Genomic DNA, 17213 nt, shown 5'->3' with positions numbered 1-17213 from the left:
TTAAATAAAAATTAATTCGATTGTAAAACAAATCTTAAAAACGAGCTGAATAATTTAATTTTAAATACTTTTGCAAAAAATTTTTAAACCCACATTCATAATGAAAAAAATAATTTTTATAATCGCTCTTTCTTTAGCAATAATTAGTTGTAGTAAAGTAGCCAAAGGAGAATTCCTATTATCTGGAGAAGCCAAAGGAATACCTAATGGACAAACCGTTTTTCTAAAACAAAAAAACACTAATGGTGTAGTAATCAGTGTAGATTCAACAAAAATTAAAGATGGAAAGTTTCAATTTAAAGGAAAAGCCAACGAATTAAACATGTCTGTTGTATTCATTAAAGGGCTTCAACAACCTATTCCATTCATCCTTGAAAGTGGTGAAATTGAAGTAAAAATAGATAAAGACAGTATCTGGAAATCAGAAATTGGAGGAACATTCAACAATGATGCATTTCAAAAATTCAACACTAAAAGAAATGAAATTCAAAAGAGATTAGTGGATTACCAAAATAATACGTTTCAAAAATACATCGATGCTAGAAAAAAGAACGATGCCATTACGGTAAAAAATCTAGAATTAGGTTTTGAAAAAATTCAGAAAGAAAATGATGAATTTATGTCTAAATTTCCAGAAGAAAACAAGGATACTTATATTTCGTTATTATTAATTGAAGACATGTTTAATTCGCCTAAATTTAATTTGGAAAACGTAAAAAAATTATACAATAGTTTGGATGAGTCCTTGAAAAAAACAGTTGTTGGTAAAGGAATTGAAGCTAAATTAAAAGCGATAGAAAATAACAACAAAATCAAACCAGAAAATGCATTAATTGGAAAATTAGCCCCTGAATTTTCAGCAAAGACGCCACAAGGAAAAATGGTGAGTTTGAAAGAGTCATTGGGTAAAATAACAATTATTGATTTTTGGGCTTCTTGGTGTGGACCATGCCGACAAGAAAATCCGAATATGGTCGCATTATACAACGAACTTCATAGCAAAGGATTGAATGTTATTGGTGTTTCGTTAGACAATGATGTCAACGAATGGAACAAAGCGATTGCTAAAGATAAAATTACTTGGACGCAAGTATCTACTTTAAAAAGAGATCAGGATCCAATTTCAGGAATGTATGGCGTTGAACAAATTCCGAGTACTTTTATATTAGACCGATCAGGAATTGTAATTGCTAAAGATCTAAGAGGTGAAGAGCTACGAACCAAAATTAAAGAACTTTTAAATGTAAAATAATCATTTAAAACTAAAACCTCCACAAGGAGGTTTTTTTTATTTTATTCAAAACCAAAAGGTTAAAATTAAATCGAAAATTAAGTTTTAAATAAATTTGGAAACATCAAAAGTGTTGCTATATTTGCATCCTCGTTAAGCGAATGGGGAGATACTCAAGCGGCCAACGAGGGCGGACTGTAAATCCGCTGATTACATCTTCGCAGGTTCGAATCCTGCTCTCCCCACAAATAAAAAAACAAAATGTCTCAAAACCCTGCAAATCTTAGGATTTGCAGGGTTTTTGTTTTTCTGATACCTCCAAAATATTCATTCAATCTTAAATCTTAGGGAGCAAAATCGAGACCCTTCATTTTAACCAAACATAGGGTCTCGCCAAATCTTCTTAAGCCTTACAAACACTGTACTTTTAGCCAGTTCACTAACCCGTTCAAAAGCTGTACATCTTGTTTGTTATTAGTCAGGAATTTAAATTGAATAATAATTAAAAGGTTACCACCATGAAAACAAAAATCACCTTGCATTTCTATCCAAGAGAAACAAAAACTAATGCTAACGGTCAAACTCCAATCTATATCCGGTTAACCATCGATGGAGAGCGAACCGAATTCAGTTCTAAAAAATTCATTGAAAAAGGCAAATGGTCATCAGAATTAGCCAAAATGAAAGGCACTACAGAAGAAGCTCGTTCAATAAATAGTTACCTTGACATGATGCGTTCAAAGGTTTTAGGCGCTGAAATGACTCTCTTGCATAAGGAAGAACCGGTAACTGTTGAAAACGTGAAATCGATAATAAGTGGTATATACAAAAACCATAGGACGTTAGTAACGGTATTTCAAGACCATAACAATAAAATGCGTGAATTAGTCGGAAAGCAATACGCTCGTGGTACACTGCAACGATTTGAAGTAACATTGAATCATATACAAAACTTCCTTTCCTGGAAAAACAATGATGGCGATATTGCCTTAATAAAAATTGACCATGCGTTTATTACTGATTTTGAATTCTATCTGCGTAGTGTAAAAGTTTGTTCCAACAATACGGCTGTAAAATACGTTCGAAACTTTCGCAAGATTATAAACATATGTTTGAATAATGATTGGTTAGAAAAAAATCCATTTAGCAAATACGAAGGCAAAGTTTATGAAGTTGACAAAGAGTTTTTGACCGAAGAGGAAATTCAAAAAATCTACTCCAAAAAGTTTATGAATAAGCGATTAGAACAAGTGCGGGACATTTTCATTTTCTGCTGCTTCACAGGTTTGGCCTATATCGATGTACAGCAACTTCGCAAAGACCATTTAGGAATTGGAATCGATGGTAATAAATGGATATTCAAAAACCGTCAAAAAACAGACACCAGGTCTAAAATCCCACTATTACCTGTTGCTGAAGAGTTGATTCAAAAATATGCAGAACATCCAAAGTGCTTAAACGAAGATAGAATTCTGCCTGTATTAAGCAATCAGAAGATGAATAGCTATCTCAAAGAGATTGGTGATGTTTGTGGCATCCAAAAAGAAATTACATTTCACATGGCCAGACATTCATTTGCAACTTCTGTAACGCTCACTAATGGCGTTCCTATAGAAAGCGTTAGCAAAATGTTAGGTCACAAAAGCCTCAGAACTACGCAACATTATGCCAAAATAGTAGATAAAAGAGTAAGTGATGACATGGCAATTTTAAAACAAAAACTACAGTCTCAAAACTTTGCCAAAAGCTCGTAACTATGCCAGTGTAAATTAAGAAACTTGAAGTTTTTTATAGTATTAAATTCCCGAATCACACACTATACTTTTTGATTCGGGAATTTTCTTTATATAGCTTTGTCCATACTTCCTCATTACTTCCGGAGACTTCTTTACGCTATATCATTACATGGACACAGAACAAAACCACCAACGAATAAAAACTATTTACCGCATGTTGTTAGAGATGGCAACAGGTAACTTGGCTTTTCGGATAAAGCTCGACGGTGAAGACCATCAATTCGATGAAGTGGCCCACCTGCTAAATGAAGTTGCTGAAAAAATGCAATTGGCAAACTACTTAAATCCAAACAATTTCACGCACCCAATTTTGACTGGTAATGACGCTGCGACAGTAATCATCCAAAAAGTCCAGGATTACATCTTAAATAATTTAGAGGAACCGCTGCCAACAACAAAAGAACTTTCTAAAATGTTTGGTACAAACGAATTCTTTTTGAAAGATCATTTCAGAAAAATACTCAAAACGAGTATCTATCAATTCTACAATGATGAACGCTTAAAAAAAGCTCATTTTTTAATAGAGAAAACAGCAATTCCATTAAAGGAAATATCATTTCTCTGCGGTTTTAACGACTATACTAATTTTTTTAAGGCCTTTAGGAAAAAGTACAAATATGCGCCGAGCGACCTCAGTCGGAACAAGAATGACAATTAAGCAACAATTCCATTTTGCATAATCAAATTCCCAAATCGCCATTTTTTAAACATTTCATTTACAGAATTTTACAGCATCTAAAATACTGGCAATGAAAATCAGAATCACCATTAAAAAGTACTTCATAGACATCGTTGGCTACTTGTTTATTACCCTTTTCACCTATGCTGCTTTCAGCAAATTATCAGACTACGAAAGCTTCACCATTCAACTCGGACAATCTCCATTATTAAGTGCCTTTGCCGGTTGGGTCTCTTGGTTCATTCCTGCTCTGGAAATTGGTATTGCCATTTTAATCATGTTCAATCGTACACGGTTCTTTGCCTTAGTAGCTTCCTTTGGGTTAATGATGATGTTCTCCGCTTACATCTTTATCATTCTGCATTACAGCGAATTCGTTCCTTGTTCCTGCGGCGGAATCCTCGAAAAAATGACATGGAACCAGCACTTGGTTTTTAACGTAGTCTTTTGCTTTCTTGCAGCAGTTGCTATTATTCTTTCATTAGAACAATTGCCACTACAAAACAAAATCTGGAAAACAAGGTATAAACTAATCGTCCTACTCACTACTAGTATTTTCTCTATTGGTTTGGTTCTTTTCCTATTTCTTAAATCAGAGCAAATCATCCATCAGGAAAACAACTTTGTCCGCAGATATCCACCGCATCTTTACAGTAAATCAGGGCAATTAACCTTACCATACAATGGCTATTATTTTGCAGGAATGGCCAATGGTATTCTTTATTTAGGAAATTATGCTGCACCACTCTCAATAACAGCTATCAGTAGTGATTTGAAAAGTATTGGCAATTACAAAATCGTACTAAATAATTACAAACTGCCTTTTACTTCAGTACAAGTTCGTGTTATTGATCACTGGTTTTATCTAACTGACGGAACAGTGCCATGTCTATTTATCGGTAAAACAACAAACTGGAAAGCAACCCAAATTCAAGAAACAAAAACCTATTTCTCAGCCTTTGAACCTATCGATTCTACAGCAGCAATCTTCCGAAGTAAAAGCTTAAAAACAGGACAAAGCATACTAGGAACCATGACCTTTTCAAACAATAAAACAAGGGTAATCTATGGCGAAGGGCTTTTGCAAAAACAAATTGAGGGCATCTTCGATTGTGACGGACTACTGCACTACAATCCCCAAATTCAAAAACTTATTTACAGCTATTACTACCGCAATCAATTTATTGTCGCCGATAAATCATTAAAACTTTCCTATCGTGGCAAAACCATTGATACGACAACTACGGCTAAAATTAAAATTGCCACCTTGAGCAACGGTGACCGAAAAATGGCAGAACCACCATTAATGGTTAATAAACTAAGCAGTACTTCAGGCAATCAATTATTTATCAATTCCAATCTTCGAGGTCGTTATGAATCACTTACCCTTTGGAAACAAACTTCAGTGATTGATGTTTACAACCTCAACACCAAAGCTTACGAGTATAGTTTTTATGTCTATAACCTAAACGATAAAAAACCACAAACAATGTGGGCTAGAAAAGACAAAGTGTACTTCCTGTTTAATAACACTCTGGTAGCCTACCAACTCGATAATACAGCAAGGCGATAAACGATATAGCATCAGGAATAAGATCGAACACCTGTAGAAAAAAGTAGATCAAATCAATAATTTAATTTTTTACATCATGAAAAATGGAAAAATGTTGTTGTCTGTAATCCTTTTTACAGCAGCAGTAGCCAGTGCCTTCACTACTACAGCATCTAAAAATGCTAAAGCAGTAAGCTCAGTGCCGGGCTACATCAAACAAGGTCCTACTTGTGTGTTTAAAAACAATTGTGACAACGTGAACACAGGAGTTTTGTGTACCGAAACCCAAACGGGCGGAGCACAAATCTTCGGTATGACCGATGCCACTCATTGTGCGGTTCAGTTGTGGAGACTTAACTAAACCATTAAACACAAAAAAGCAGTTCCTAATCGCTAGGAACTGCTTTTGATTTTATTAAAGATAAGTTATTGCATGCCTTTTGCAATCCATTCCGGCGCTGAAGCATCTTTTAAATAAGTAGCAAGCCATTGTTCAAATCGATGGGTAAAGTCTTCTCTACTATCACTTTCAGTCAATATATGTCCATTATTGGGGTAAACTAACATAATGGATTTCTTTCCTAGCCGTCGAAGGGCATTGTAAAATTCTATACTTTGGTGATAATCCACTTGCCGGTCCTGTTCACCTGTCCAAATGAGCATAGGAGCAGTAATCTTCGGAGCCTGCATAACAGGTGAATTCCTTAAGAAACCTTCCATATTAGCATACATCGGTTGCTGCATTCGATACTGGTGATCTTCAAATCGCCAAGTTTCTACTTTACCGGTATTCCAACCAATCGAAAGATAAGTGTTCACCAAATCAGAAGAGCCTGCACCCGAAACAATGGTAGTGAAAATGTCCGTTTGCGTAGCTATAAAATTAGCTTCATAGCCTCCAAACGAATGACCGGTTAAAGCTATTTTGCCAGGTTGTACTATTCCGATAGCCATTACTGCTTTAGTAGCGCTGACCACACAATCCGTTGCCGAAACGCCAACGTCATCCATAGTATACGATATATCAGGGTGCAGCACCAAATAGCCTTGCGCATTCAAATTACTGGTATTAATACCAATGTTGTTGTGCAGTGTCGGGTTAACATATCGATGAACCTCCCGACTCAACCGCTCATAAATATACACTACCATTGGGTATTTTAGTAACGGATTGTAGTTTGCTGGATAGTACAATGCTCCTTGCAAGTGCTGATTTTTAGAATTAGTGTAACTAATAAGTTGTGAGTTACCCCAATGATAAGTAAAATGATGAGGATTACTTTGCACCACAATTTTAGGTGCATTTTTCAATCTCCCAATAGCCATAATAGCCGGTGGCACATCAAAATCCTGTTCCGCATAATAGTAGGTATCACTTGTAGTGGTATAACCTAATTGGGTAATGCTTTTATCTTTAAATACAATTGGCTTTTCAGCCCCATGCCAAACATAAAACCCAGATTGTTTAGTATCCTTTCCAAAAGCTTGTAGGTAAAGGGTATGGTTTAAATCCAATTCCCGAAAAGTAAAGCCATCAAAGTTCATCGTCAGTTTCACTTCTCCCAATGGATAAACCAATCGAAAAGAAATACCTCGTTCTCTTCCTTTCGTAAGTCGCTTGGCTTTCAAGTCGGCCAAACTAACGCACCACAAGTCATATTGATCATAAAGTAAAATCTCTTTATCATCTTTCGTCCATCCTACAATACCACAAGCGGGTTTTACCCCCGAATTATCCTTTGCTTCATCAGCTAAGGATACACTAATTCCAATACTGACATTTAAATGCTTTTTACTAGCTATATCATAAATCCACCATTGCTTATTTTTAAAATAAGCTACGTATTTACCTGCATACGATGGGGTTATTTCCGCAATATCACACATTTGATCCGCCAAGAATTTAGTTTTTTCTCCACTTGATAAATTTGTAATATAAAAATCGGCTGTAAAATCTTGTGTAAACTGCGGTCTATCCCCCATCGGATTAAAAGTAACCGCAAAGTACTGGTCACCAGTCAACAAGAGCTTCGGCAACTCTGTGCTTGTTATCCGTAAAAACCTCCCACTGTCAGGCCACCAAACCGCACATTTCGAGGCCTTGTCAAACCGACCTGTTCGTTGCATCTGCGGATAAGGCCAAGTATCATTCCCATTCCAAACCTGTACTATCGGTTTTTCCGTAATCGTGGCAGATTCCTCTGTAACGTAAAAGAACACCCGCTTTACATCATCCGAAATAGTAAATCGAGTCCACAGTGGTGCTTCAATTGTACTGCGTTTCGCTATGGAAGGAATGGTATTAGCATCAAAATCATAAAGCTTATTTTCTTTGAATCGATACAAATACAAATTTTTACCATTACGAATGTTAAGCGTGTCTTTATAACTTTTTACAAAAGCAAATGCCCCTCCTTTGCGTTGCCAAACAACATTTTCATAAGTAGCCTCACTATCAGATTCCAATTTCTGAAAATGTTCTCTATTACCATCAAAAGGACAATAATGCAACGAAGCTTTTTCTTTAGCTATAGTATAAACCATACCGGTACCTGTCGGATTAACATAAAATTCAGTAACAGCCTCTATCGTTTCTGTTCCTCTACTATCAAGGCGTGCTATAGTAAGTTGATGCTTATCGGTCAAAGTAACCAAAGTAGTGCCATCACTCGAAAAAGCAAAGTGCACAATTCCATTAAGTTGCTCAACAATTCCTGTTTTCAAATTCAAAACCGAAAGCACATTGTCGGGTAGCATACAAGCAAAAGATCCATCCTTGGCAAACCTACCATCATATCCTTTGGCAAAAGAATAGGTTCTACTCGCTTCCTTATTCCGCACAAAAAGGGTGTCCATACCACTCTCATACGCCAAATGATAACTCACCCAATTCCCTTTAGCCGATACCGCTTGCATTTCCATAGTGCTCCACAGATGATAGTCTTCTTCCGTAAGCGGCTTTTTGTTCGTAACCTGCCCCATGACAGAGCAGGAAACAAACACAAAAAAAATAATAAATGGATTTCTCATACTAATAACCGGCATTCTGCGGCGCAAGATTAGGGTTAATCAATAATTCCGATTGTGGTACCGGCCAAAGACCATCTGTGGTATTCCATCCGGGTTTCACAGGGGTTAAGGTTGCATCCAAGTTTCCGCTTCGTTGCAAATCAAAAAAGCGCATACCCAACTCCGTAAAAAACTCAAACCGCCGCTCTTCCATAACTGCTGTAACTAAATCAGTGGCGGTAACTGCTGTGGTAGGACTTAAACCCGCATTGTTGCGTACAAAGTCCAAGTCTTCTTTAGCGCCTATCAAATCCCCTTGCCGCGCTCGGGCTTCCGCTCTAATCAAATACTGCTCCGCCAATCGCAGCATAATCGAATAAGAGGTAGTAGTAGTCGAACTATTATCCTGTTGGTATTTATAGGGCTGATACCAAGTAGTCGTGCCATCGGTAATACTTCTAATCCAGTGGTTCTTGCGTTGGTCATTTGGGGCAAACGCAGTATACAATAGTGGATTCAATGCCACCGTAGGCGGTGGACCAGCATTAAATACAAACAAAGCACCTTCCTGAGCATTAGCATAGCCACCACCGGCCGAAAACTGCCAAATAGTACTCGTGCATTCTTTTAAAAATACTTTGTCTAAATCCGGTTCCCAAACATACATTGCCGTTTGGTTCAACACAGCCGAAGCTTCATTACTGGCTTGCACCAATTGCCCGGTATACAAATACAATCGGGCAAGCAACGCTCTGGCAGCATATTGGTTGGGTCTTATTCTTTCATAACTAATATAGCTCTCTGGCAACAACGTAGCCGCTTCCTCCAAATCAGCAATACATAAATTATAAACTGCCATAGTCGTCAATCGATGCACAGTACTGTTCTGCTGATAGTCCGTCGAAGTAATATAGGGACAACCACCATAAACGCCTGCCAAATACGAATGCAACAACGCTCTAACAAAAAGGGCTTCGCCTATCAGTTGATTTTTTTGTGTAGTAGTCATTCCTGTCGAAGCAGTAACACCTTCAATCACGGCATTTGCCGAATAAATCTGATTATAGGTGCTGTTCCACAATTGTTGTACATAGCCATTGGTAGCCGTCAAACTGTTAGTATAAAAAGGTTCAGCTGTAGTTATTCCTGTTTGATAACACACCAACTCATCGATGTATTGCCCCAGTAAGTTGGAAAGCCCTACCGACTTGCCCGTTAGCAACCCATTGTCACGCATTTTAGCATAAACGTCTTTCATGGCAGCTGTGGCCGTAGTGTTGTTTTCAAACACCGCGACACCCGTCAGCTGTGAATTCGGCTGGTCAACATCCACAAAGTTATCGCAACCGGTAGCCAGGCAGAGTAACAGTCCCCAAATTGCCACCGGCCAAAATATTGATATCGTTTTTAGTTTATTTTTCATGTCTCTTTTTTTAAAATTTAAACTCGGCTCCTAAACTGATGATGCGCAAAGGAGGCAAATAATTAAAGCTTCTAAATTCAGGATCACCGTCTTTATACGGTGTAATCAATAGTAGGTTCTGTCCTTGCAAAGTCAACTTACATTGCAATCCCTTCACATAGCTAGGTACTACATACGATAGGGCTACATTTTTCAATCGGAAGTACGAAGCATCACTCACAGCAGCATCACTAGTGGCATAACGTCCATAAGCATTTACCGCATCACTATTCAACCCTGTGGTGTAAATTTGATGCGTAGCGATATCACCCGCTTGCTGCCAACCGCCCACAACAGAGGCTGGTTGATTTCCAAAAGCACCGGGAGCCGAATACTGTGTAGCCGCATTCCAGTTCAATTGCTTCACAAACTGAAACAAAAAGTCCAATTGAAAGTTTTTATAACGCACCTGGTTTTGCAAGCCACCATAATAAGTCGGGCTAAAATCTTTAACCGTTTGGGCGTCGGCAATGGTCAACTGACCGTCACCATTCACATCTTCAAACTCATAAACACCCGTTTGCGGATTCACACCGGTAAAGTGATACAGTTTTTTAATGTTGATAGACTCCCCTATCACATATTGATTACTGTAGGTGCTGCTGGCAAGTCCGGGAAAAGCAATCAACTTGTTTTTAGGCACGGTAAGGTTAAAATTCGTAGTCCAACCAAAAGAATCCTTTTGCAAATTCACCGTGCGCAAGGTCAGCTCCAATCCGGTATTCTCAACTGTTGCAGCCAAGTTCGATTGCATCGAAGTAAACCCGGTAGTTGCAGCTAACGGCATACCAATTAACTGGTTCGAAGAACGATTTCGATACCAACTCACCGTAGTAAAAATTCTGTCTTTCAAAAAACCAAGCTCCAAGGCCGCTTCCAACTTTCTATTGGTCTCCCAACTAAAATCAGGGTTATACAACCGTATCGGGCTCAATCCCACCGTACCGTCATACACCGTACCGCTCGATTGATAGGTATTTAAAAACTGATAATCGCCAATTTGATCATTACCCGTAATCCCATAACTGGCTCTCAGTTTTCCAAAACTTAAAAAGGCCAACTTTTCTTTAACTCCTTTCTCTTCCGAGAACAACCAGGCAGCACCCACAGCTCCAAAATTCGCAAACTGCTTACCCGGACCAAATCGGCTCGAACCATCACGGCGACCGGTCAGGTTCAGAATATATTTGTCCTGCCACGAAAAGTTTACCCTTCCAAAAAATGCCTGATAGCGGTATTCCGTCACATCATCATAAAAAGTTTTACTAAAACTGGCTGAAGCCAAGTTATACAGCAAACTATTACTGGTAAACCCCGACCCATATTGCAGCATACTGTTACTTTCTTGATTTTGAAAAGTCCCACCAACCAAGGCAGTCACTTTGCCTTTACCAACAGTGCGTTGCCATTGCAATTGCGGTTCTACAATCCACGATTGTCGGCTTGAGGTCGTCAAAAAGATAGACGAATATTCCGCTCCGGCTTCATATACAGGGTCATAAATGGTCGAAGGATCGGTACGGCTTTCATGATGCCTCAAGTCGGTAAAACCCAAACTGGTCTTCGCCATAAAACCATAAGGCAACTGATACGAAAACGTACTGTTAGCCACCAAACTATTCGTTTTCGCTAAAGATTCTGAGTTCAAAGCCGCTAATGGATTTTCCCAAGTGCTGTTTTCCCAATTTAGGTTGCCATCGGCATCATACAGCGCAGGAGCATTCGGAGCAAGGTTTCTCGAAATCCGCGTAAGGTCGGCTGCAGGTTGATCATTATCCTGCACATCATAACCACCCGAGAACACTACTTTAAATCGTTTATCATCACTCTCATGGTCCAAACTCACATGCACTGCTCCTTTTTTATAGTCAAAGTCTCCCGGAAATACCGTGCTTTGGGTATACGTGTTCCCACTAACCAAAAAATGGGTTTGTGACGAACCTCCCGAAACACTGGCTTGCAGGGTCTTAATTACGGCTGTTCCGCCTGTCAATTCCTTTTGCCAGTCGGTGTAGCGGTTAGCATCCCAAGTACCATTAACATCATAAGCATTATAGGGATAAGTAGTAATACCATCATTAGCAAAAGCCTGTTGGCGTATCGCAAGGTATTGTGCAGTATTCAGTAAGTCTAGCTTTTTGGTAATTTGCCCGGTTCCGGTACCAGCACTGGCAGTAAATTGAGTTTTCCCTGCCTTGCCTTTTTTAGTGGTTATCAGCACCACACCATTAGCACCACGAGAGCCATAAATAGCCGTAGCATCGGCATCTTTCAAAATCTCAATGCTTTCAATATCACTGGGGTTGATAGCGTTGAGCGGACTCGTAGCAGTAGGTAAAGTCGATGAGGTTTGCGAATCTCCAATGGCATCCGAGGCAAACGGCACACCGTCTATAACATACAACGGCGCATTGCCACCGCTACGCATACTATTAAGCCCTCTAATTCTAATATCAAATCCGCCGCCCGGTACTCCGGTAGTTTGCACTATATCCACACCGGCCATTCGTCCTTGCATAGCAGAAAGCACATTAGACACAGGTTGTTTTTCAATGTCTTTAGATGTTATTTTAGCAATACTTCCCGTGCGTTCCTTGTCTTTTACAGTATAATAACCCGCATTAATAGTAACTTCTTTCAGCGTAGTCGAATCCTCCTGCATGGTTACATTGATAACAGAACGGCTATCAATGGAGACAGTCACTTCCTTATAACCGACATAACTAAAGACAAGAACTTCATCAGTTTTTGCGGTAATCGAATACTTTCCGGTATTGTCAGATATAGTTGCTGTAGAAGTTCCCTTTACGGTAATGGTTACTCCCGGCAGTACTCCGTTACTATCGGTCACAGTTCCTGTAATTTGCTGTTTGTCACCCTGAGCCTGTCGAAGGGTCTCATTGTGTTCAGTCTTTTCTCTTGCCTCTTGCTTCTTGTCTCTAAAAGAAAAAGCCATTTGAAAATAAAGACAAAGTCCGGCAGCAAAAAGCCACCTCCCTTTGCCAATACGATTTTTATTCATAATATTGGTTGGGTTAAATGAAACATTAGTTTTGTTTGTCTACCGGTCCTCTGTTCAACCGCCAAGAAGATGCAGAGGGCCTTTTTTTTGTGTCATTGCGAGGATGGAATCCGTGGCAATCTGTCTTAGTTTGAAGTTTAGTTTAGTGAGTTATACCATAGGCTGTAGGGTTTAATGATTCGTAAATGTTTTAAAAACCTGCGCGGGGTATAGTAACTTAACTAACCCAACTAAAAAAAACTATACCGAATCCCCGCAGGGATAATCGGTCTAGCAATAATTTATAATGAATCGTGGAGCCAAAGTTTAGGCCATTAAAAAAGGCGCGGAACTCAGCTTATATCGACCTAAGGTACTGGTATACCCGTACACGAATAAGTGAGCCCACGCCAAAGGACGTGAGCATCTGACTTATCATCCCGTGTACAAAAATTACCAGTTTTTAGGTCGGGATTCAAAGCGAATGCTTCAAATATTTTAAAATGAAGAATCGCAAATTTAATACTATTTATAGCATTATGCTGACAAATATAAAAAACATTACCGACATATATGTCGTTGCGATAAACTTTTTTTCTGTGTCAATTTGAAATCAAATGAAGCAGATAAAAAACATCCAACTTTTAACGGCGATAAGGAAGGTTTTACAAGAACTTCGTGCAGAAACTTCACTGACACAAGATGCTGTCATTACTGATATTTTTGATTCAAAAAATGTTACCATAAATTTAGCCAGGATTGAGACAGGTTCTGGTGATGTATCGCCTAGCACAATATTTTTACTTTGCGAATATTATAAAATTTCAATATCATCATTTTTTAAAAGAGTTGAGGAAGTAGACAAAAAGTTAAAAATTAGCGATAAAAAGTAATTACATTTCTATAAATACCACGAAAATTTAGATGTCTCCGGGCATCTTTTTTTTATTCCCAAATTGAATTATTAAATACTCCCGAATTGCATACTCTCTTATCGTAACACTTTATATTTTGAGTTCATCTAAAACTCAAACAATGAAATGGTATGAAATTGTAATGGCAATAACGGTAATAATTATTGGTGCTTACATACGCAACAAAGTCTATGAGCATAAGAGAAATCACTTCAAAAACGATAGTTGGAAGAACAGGAGAAAATGAAAGATTTTTCGCGACATCTTTTTAATTTATTAAATATAAAATGTTAGTTATCTTTGAAATAGTCATTTCAAGAAAACTATGTCAGAATCTCATGAATTAGATTGGAAAATTTACGAATCAATCACAAAGTACATTTACGAAACGCTCGGACATCAGTCCGGAGTTACAATTAAAGGGTATGGCCAAACGTGTAAGGTAGTCGGTAAGTCCGGAGTTAGTCACCAAATTGATGTATTAACGAACCATTATGACGAAAACAATAGCTATGACACGGCCATTGAATGTAAATATTGGAAACAGAAAGTAAATAAGGATGTTGTAATGAAATTAGCTGCTATCATGGAAGATGCTGCTATCAGTAAAGGAATTATTGTTACGCGGAGTGGATTTACTAAAGATGGTGAGGATTATGCAAAATTTAAAAACATTGGCTTAGTAACATTAAGGGAATGGAGCGAGAATGACCAGAATACAACGCCAAAGGAAATTGAATTTGGAATTTTGCAAATTAATATGAACATCAAGGTTACTGGTCCGAAGCTTTTACAAATTGACTTAGGTAATAATAGATTCCTGGATGTAGAGGATGAATTTGATCTTTTTAATTATTATGTAGAATTAAAAGATAAAAATCGAATTCCTTTCTACAACTACGTTAAAAATTTTCGATTACATATATCAGATCAAAACAAAATGGAAGTTGAAATTAGCAAATCCTACCAACTACCGCAAAGCCAACTTTTCAGACGAGGCATAAGTGAAAGTATTGAATTTGACGAAGTTATTATTACCGGTAAATTGACTGAAAGAGATGAAAGCAAAAATTTAGAATTTAGGCTGGTCGACAAAGTATGGCTGCTAATGAAATCTATTTTTGATGAACGAACGTTTACTTTCTCTCAGAATGGTTTAATTATCGAGGATAAGACATAAACCAACACGGGAGAGCAAAGGATGGAAAGCTACTTTTACTGAGTTTCTGCAAAAGCTGTTTTGATTCGATTAATAAGCAAATTTATAAAAACATGACAACAAATCCACTTTGGTACAAGCTTATTAAGTTATTAAAATCGAATGGAACAATTACTACTGGTTTAACCGTTCCTTACATTTTTGGTGCATATGAAATAATTGGCGAGCCGTTTTTAAATATTAAAGAAGTGGTTGACTGCATTTTCGAAAATTCATTAGATAAATTTCCCTTAATACAAAAATGTCCTGATATTCAGCATCATGTTGTAATGGTAGAAAAGAAGGAAATTTGCAATAGATATTTTAGTAAATTTATTCGATTTGAAAACAAAGAAAATGGCAATAAGCTGTTCATTAGCAACAATACTGATTTAGGTAAAACATATGACAAAGTTTGCCTTAATTTAGAAATGCTTTATTTTATGCCAATTAAGCAAAAGTGCTACAGCTGGAATAAAACGGAAAATAGATGGGAAAATTTTTCTCAAAAGGAAATAGAATTAATAAAAAGTATAAAATTGAAAACTGAATCATTATAAAATGGACGATTGCTGGATTTGCGGTAATATTGCCGACTCTGAAGAACATAAATTTAAAGCTTCCGATATAAAGAAGTATCACGGAAAAAAAATAGATGCATTTTATATTAGTGGAACTGTTACAAAACTAAGTTCCTATAAAGATAAAAGCTTAAAATTTCCAAAAGTAATTTGTGTCAATTGTAACAACGTTTTGACTCGACCACATGATGATGCCTATGATCAATTTATTGACTATTGCTTTAAAAACAATACTAGTATAGTAGAATTGCCAATTTTAAATTTTGAGAAGATTTACGGAGAATCTTGGCAAACTAAAAAGCTTGATTTATTCCGTTATTATGCAAAGCATGCGGGCTGTAAAATAGTAACGTCTAATGTTAAAGCAGATGTCAGAGACCTGGCTCAATTTATTAAGGGTGGAATTGAAGTTAGTGATTTCGTTTTACGATTTGAGCAGAAGGATGGTGTTCGGGCAATAATGCATGCATTTAATCTTGGCAGCAAATATCATCATCTTTACAATTCAGAAACTATAAAATGGGATTATCCTTTCTCCCCTAAGTTTGGTGGCTGGCTAACAAATAATTATATTACTGCAAATTGGGTTTTCGGGAAGGACATTAATATTAATTCAAAAAATATATTTCTAAGTAAATATGAAATTGTTCTTATAAGCGACTCTGATTTCTTCGAAATAGATAAAGCAGAAGAACAAAATGAAGATGAATTTTCTAGATTAAAATTTATTGATCAATATATGATAGGATTTGAAAATGGTTACCATAAAACTTTTGACGATAAGGTAAAATATTTCGAAAGCTTAATACTTGGTAATAATTCCTTTGAAATATATGAAAGGCTAATGAAAATTCCTTAGTAAGTGAGCTACAATTTTAAATTTTAAAGAAAAGCTATGACATTAAGTCACGGAAGAAAAAAAGTAAAAGAAAAGGATAGAAGCATTAAACAGTTGAAAAATTAAACTTATTCTTAGTTGTCTTTCTGTGATTAACAATTAGTTCGTACGCCTCATTTATGCTTACAGTAATTCTATGTCTTGAATCTTTATCTTCTGTACTTTTATCAGGGTGGTATTGCTTTAGCAAATTTTTCCAAGAGCTTTTGACTTCTTCGTCGGTTGAAAATTTTGTAACCTTTAGAGTTGCGTATGCTTTATCTAATTCCGTGTGAAAAATAATTTTTTGTCTTCTTCGTATGTCAATCTCACTTTTAGATTCTATGATCTCTTTAAAAAAATTAAAAATATTCATACCTGTTGGCACTTCCATTGTCTGAGAAAAAGTCAATAATCCCGAAGCAAAACTTTTTTGTGAAATTCCTGATATCACTCCAAACGCTAGGCTAAGCCATAAAGATGCTTTTACAATCCCCGGATCTAATTTTGAAATGTCAAACGTGCCAGGATGATAACCAACTAATTTCGAATTTTTGAAAAGATAATACCCAGGTAGCATTTGTTCGCCTTTCTCCAATCCTATTTGCTCCATCTGGTCTCCAACCAACGATTTGATAAAGGAATCGCTATAATCTAATTTTTGAGTATTAATGGTTGCAGTACTCAACTCAATTTTATAGAATTGCTTTAATTGTCCATATAAAGCACTATTAAATATTGAAGACATTTCCAACCCCGCCTTTAAGACACAATATTTGTTACTAAGGGTAAATTTCAATAAATCTGACGAGGTAATTTTGGTTGGTTCGGTTTGCATAATATATTGGTTTTCTTAAAATTATGCTAAAATCGTTCCATTTATTTTAGTGCATTTTTTACTGCCATTTTAGCA

General features: G+C 37.0%; 13 protein-coding genes and 1 tRNA gene. 10 read left to right on the top strand and 4 right to left on the bottom strand.

Annotated elements, in window-relative coordinates; genetic code table 11:
- Positions 1-100: 100 nt before the first annotated feature.
- The 6 genes from ACODSI_RS11365 to ACODSI_RS11340 all read left to right on the top strand — a co-directional run bounded on the left by ACODSI_RS11365 (position 101) and on the right by ACODSI_RS11340 (position 5619).
- Positions 101-1252: a redoxin domain-containing protein gene (locus ACODSI_RS11365; protein ID WP_488916973.1), complete on the top strand. Its 1152-nt coding sequence runs from the start codon at positions 101-103 to the stop codon at positions 1250-1252.
- A gap of 142 nt (positions 1253-1394) precedes the next feature.
- Positions 1395-1476, top strand: a tRNA-Tyr gene (locus tag ACODSI_RS11360).
- 273 nt (positions 1477-1749) lie between these two features.
- The gene (locus tag ACODSI_RS11355) at positions 1750-2985 is read left to right on the top strand and encodes a site-specific integrase (protein WP_488916972.1); all 1236 of its coding nucleotides are present in this window, start codon (positions 1750-1752) and stop codon (positions 2983-2985) included.
- A 151-nt stretch (positions 2986-3136) separates the two neighbouring features.
- Positions 3137-3685, top strand: a complete 549-nt coding sequence (locus ACODSI_RS11350; protein ID WP_488916971.1) for a helix-turn-helix domain-containing protein — start codon at positions 3137-3139, stop codon at positions 3683-3685.
- Between the two features lie 91 nt (positions 3686-3776).
- Complete coding sequence (locus tag ACODSI_RS11345; RefSeq protein WP_488916970.1) at positions 3777-5279, top strand: MauE/DoxX family redox-associated membrane protein; 1503 nt, start codon at positions 3777-3779, stop codon at positions 5277-5279.
- Positions 5280-5355: 76 nt separating this feature from the next.
- Positions 5356-5619 carry a DUF6520 family protein gene (locus tag ACODSI_RS11340; protein ID WP_488916969.1) on the top strand — a complete coding sequence of 88 codons (264 nt, stop codon included), beginning with the start codon at positions 5356-5358 and terminating at the stop codon, positions 5617-5619.
- A 65-nt stretch (positions 5620-5684) separates the two neighbouring features.
- Here the strand turns inward: ACODSI_RS11340 and ACODSI_RS11335 are convergent, their stop codons facing one another.
- From ACODSI_RS11335 to ACODSI_RS11325, 3 genes are read right to left on the bottom strand one after another with little or no spacing between them, the layout of a single operon-like run.
- Positions 5685-8288, bottom strand: a complete 2604-nt coding sequence (locus tag ACODSI_RS11335; protein WP_488916968.1) for an alpha/beta hydrolase family protein — start codon at positions 8286-8288, stop codon at positions 5685-5687.
- Position 8289: 1 nt separating this feature from the next.
- The gene (locus tag ACODSI_RS11330) at positions 8290-9690 is read right to left on the bottom strand and encodes a RagB/SusD family nutrient uptake outer membrane protein (protein ID WP_488916967.1); all 1401 of its coding nucleotides are present in this window, start codon (positions 9688-9690) and stop codon (positions 8290-8292) included.
- Between the two features lie 10 nt (positions 9691-9700).
- Positions 9701-12751 carry a SusC/RagA family TonB-linked outer membrane protein gene (locus tag ACODSI_RS11325; protein ID WP_488916966.1) on the bottom strand — a complete coding sequence of 1017 codons (3051 nt, stop codon included), beginning with the start codon at positions 12749-12751 and terminating at the stop codon, positions 9701-9703.
- A 596-nt stretch (positions 12752-13347) separates the two neighbouring features.
- Between ACODSI_RS11325 and ACODSI_RS11320 the strand changes: the two genes are divergently transcribed.
- The 4 genes from ACODSI_RS11320 (at position 13348) to ACODSI_RS11305 (ending at position 16282) form a co-directional block, all read left to right on the top strand.
- Positions 13348-13623, top strand: coding sequence for a helix-turn-helix domain-containing protein (locus ACODSI_RS11320; protein ID WP_488916965.1), 276 nt, complete (start codon positions 13348-13350; stop codon positions 13621-13623).
- Positions 13624-13969: 346 nt separating this feature from the next.
- Entirely contained in the window at positions 13970-14824 is an 855-nt protein-coding gene (locus tag ACODSI_RS11315; RefSeq protein WP_488916964.1) for a restriction endonuclease, read from the top strand.
- Between the two features lie 92 nt (positions 14825-14916).
- Entirely contained in the window at positions 14917-15402 is a 486-nt protein-coding gene (locus ACODSI_RS11310; RefSeq protein ID WP_488916963.1) for a hypothetical protein, read from the top strand.
- Between the two features lies 1 nt (position 15403).
- Positions 15404-16282: a hypothetical protein gene (locus ACODSI_RS11305; RefSeq protein ID WP_488916962.1), complete on the top strand. Its 879-nt coding sequence runs from the start codon at positions 15404-15406 to the stop codon at positions 16280-16282.
- Positions 16283-16367: 85 nt separating this feature from the next.
- Here the strand turns inward: ACODSI_RS11305 and ACODSI_RS11300 are convergent, their stop codons facing one another.
- Positions 16368-17138 (bottom strand): J domain-containing protein, encoded by a 771-nt coding sequence (locus ACODSI_RS11300; RefSeq protein WP_488916961.1) that lies wholly within the window; start codon positions 17136-17138, stop codon positions 16368-16370.
- Positions 17139-17213: the final 75 nt, after the last annotated feature.

Source organism: Flavobacterium sp. FG139 (assembly GCF_057809695.1).
Note: the sequence above shows the minus strand (reverse complement) of the source record. Positions and strands in the feature narration are given on the sequence as shown.

Bases quoted from the DNA above. Each gene is read 5' to 3' on its own strand.
- ACODSI_RS11320 (WP_488916965.1), top strand. From the start codon at position 13,348: ATGAAGCAGATAAAAAACATCCAACTTTTAACGGCGATAAGGAAGGTT.
- ACODSI_RS11350 (WP_488916971.1), top strand. From the start codon at position 3,137: ATGGACACAGAACAAAACCACCAACGAATAAAAACTATTTACCGCATG.
- ACODSI_RS11355 (WP_488916972.1), top strand. From the start codon at position 1,750: ATGAAAACAAAAATCACCTTGCATTTCTATCCAAGAGAAACAAAAACT.
- ACODSI_RS11325 (WP_488916966.1), bottom strand. From the start codon at position 12,751: ATGAATAAAAATCGTATTGGCAAAGGGAGGTGGCTTTTTGCTGCCGGA.
- ACODSI_RS11345 (WP_488916970.1), top strand. From the start codon at position 3,777: ATGAAAATCAGAATCACCATTAAAAAGTACTTCATAGACATCGTTGGC.
- ACODSI_RS11300 (WP_488916961.1), bottom strand. From the start codon at position 17,138: ATGCAAACCGAACCAACCAAAATTACCTCGTCAGATTTATTGAAATTT.
- ACODSI_RS11330 (WP_488916967.1), bottom strand. From the start codon at position 9,690: ATGAAAAATAAACTAAAAACGATATCAATATTTTGGCCGGTGGCAATT.
- ACODSI_RS11340 (WP_488916969.1), top strand. From the start codon at position 5,356: ATGAAAAATGGAAAAATGTTGTTGTCTGTAATCCTTTTTACAGCAGCA.
- ACODSI_RS11310 (WP_488916963.1), top strand. From the start codon at position 14,917: ATGACAACAAATCCACTTTGGTACAAGCTTATTAAGTTATTAAAATCG.
- ACODSI_RS11305 (WP_488916962.1), top strand. From the start codon at position 15,404: ATGGACGATTGCTGGATTTGCGGTAATATTGCCGACTCTGAAGAACAT.
- ACODSI_RS11335 (WP_488916968.1), bottom strand. From the start codon at position 8,288: ATGAGAAATCCATTTATTATTTTTTTTGTGTTTGTTTCCTGCTCTGTC.
- ACODSI_RS11315 (WP_488916964.1), top strand. From the start codon at position 13,970: ATGTCAGAATCTCATGAATTAGATTGGAAAATTTACGAATCAATCACA.
- ACODSI_RS11365 (WP_488916973.1), top strand. From the start codon at position 101: ATGAAAAAAATAATTTTTATAATCGCTCTTTCTTTAGCAATAATTAGT.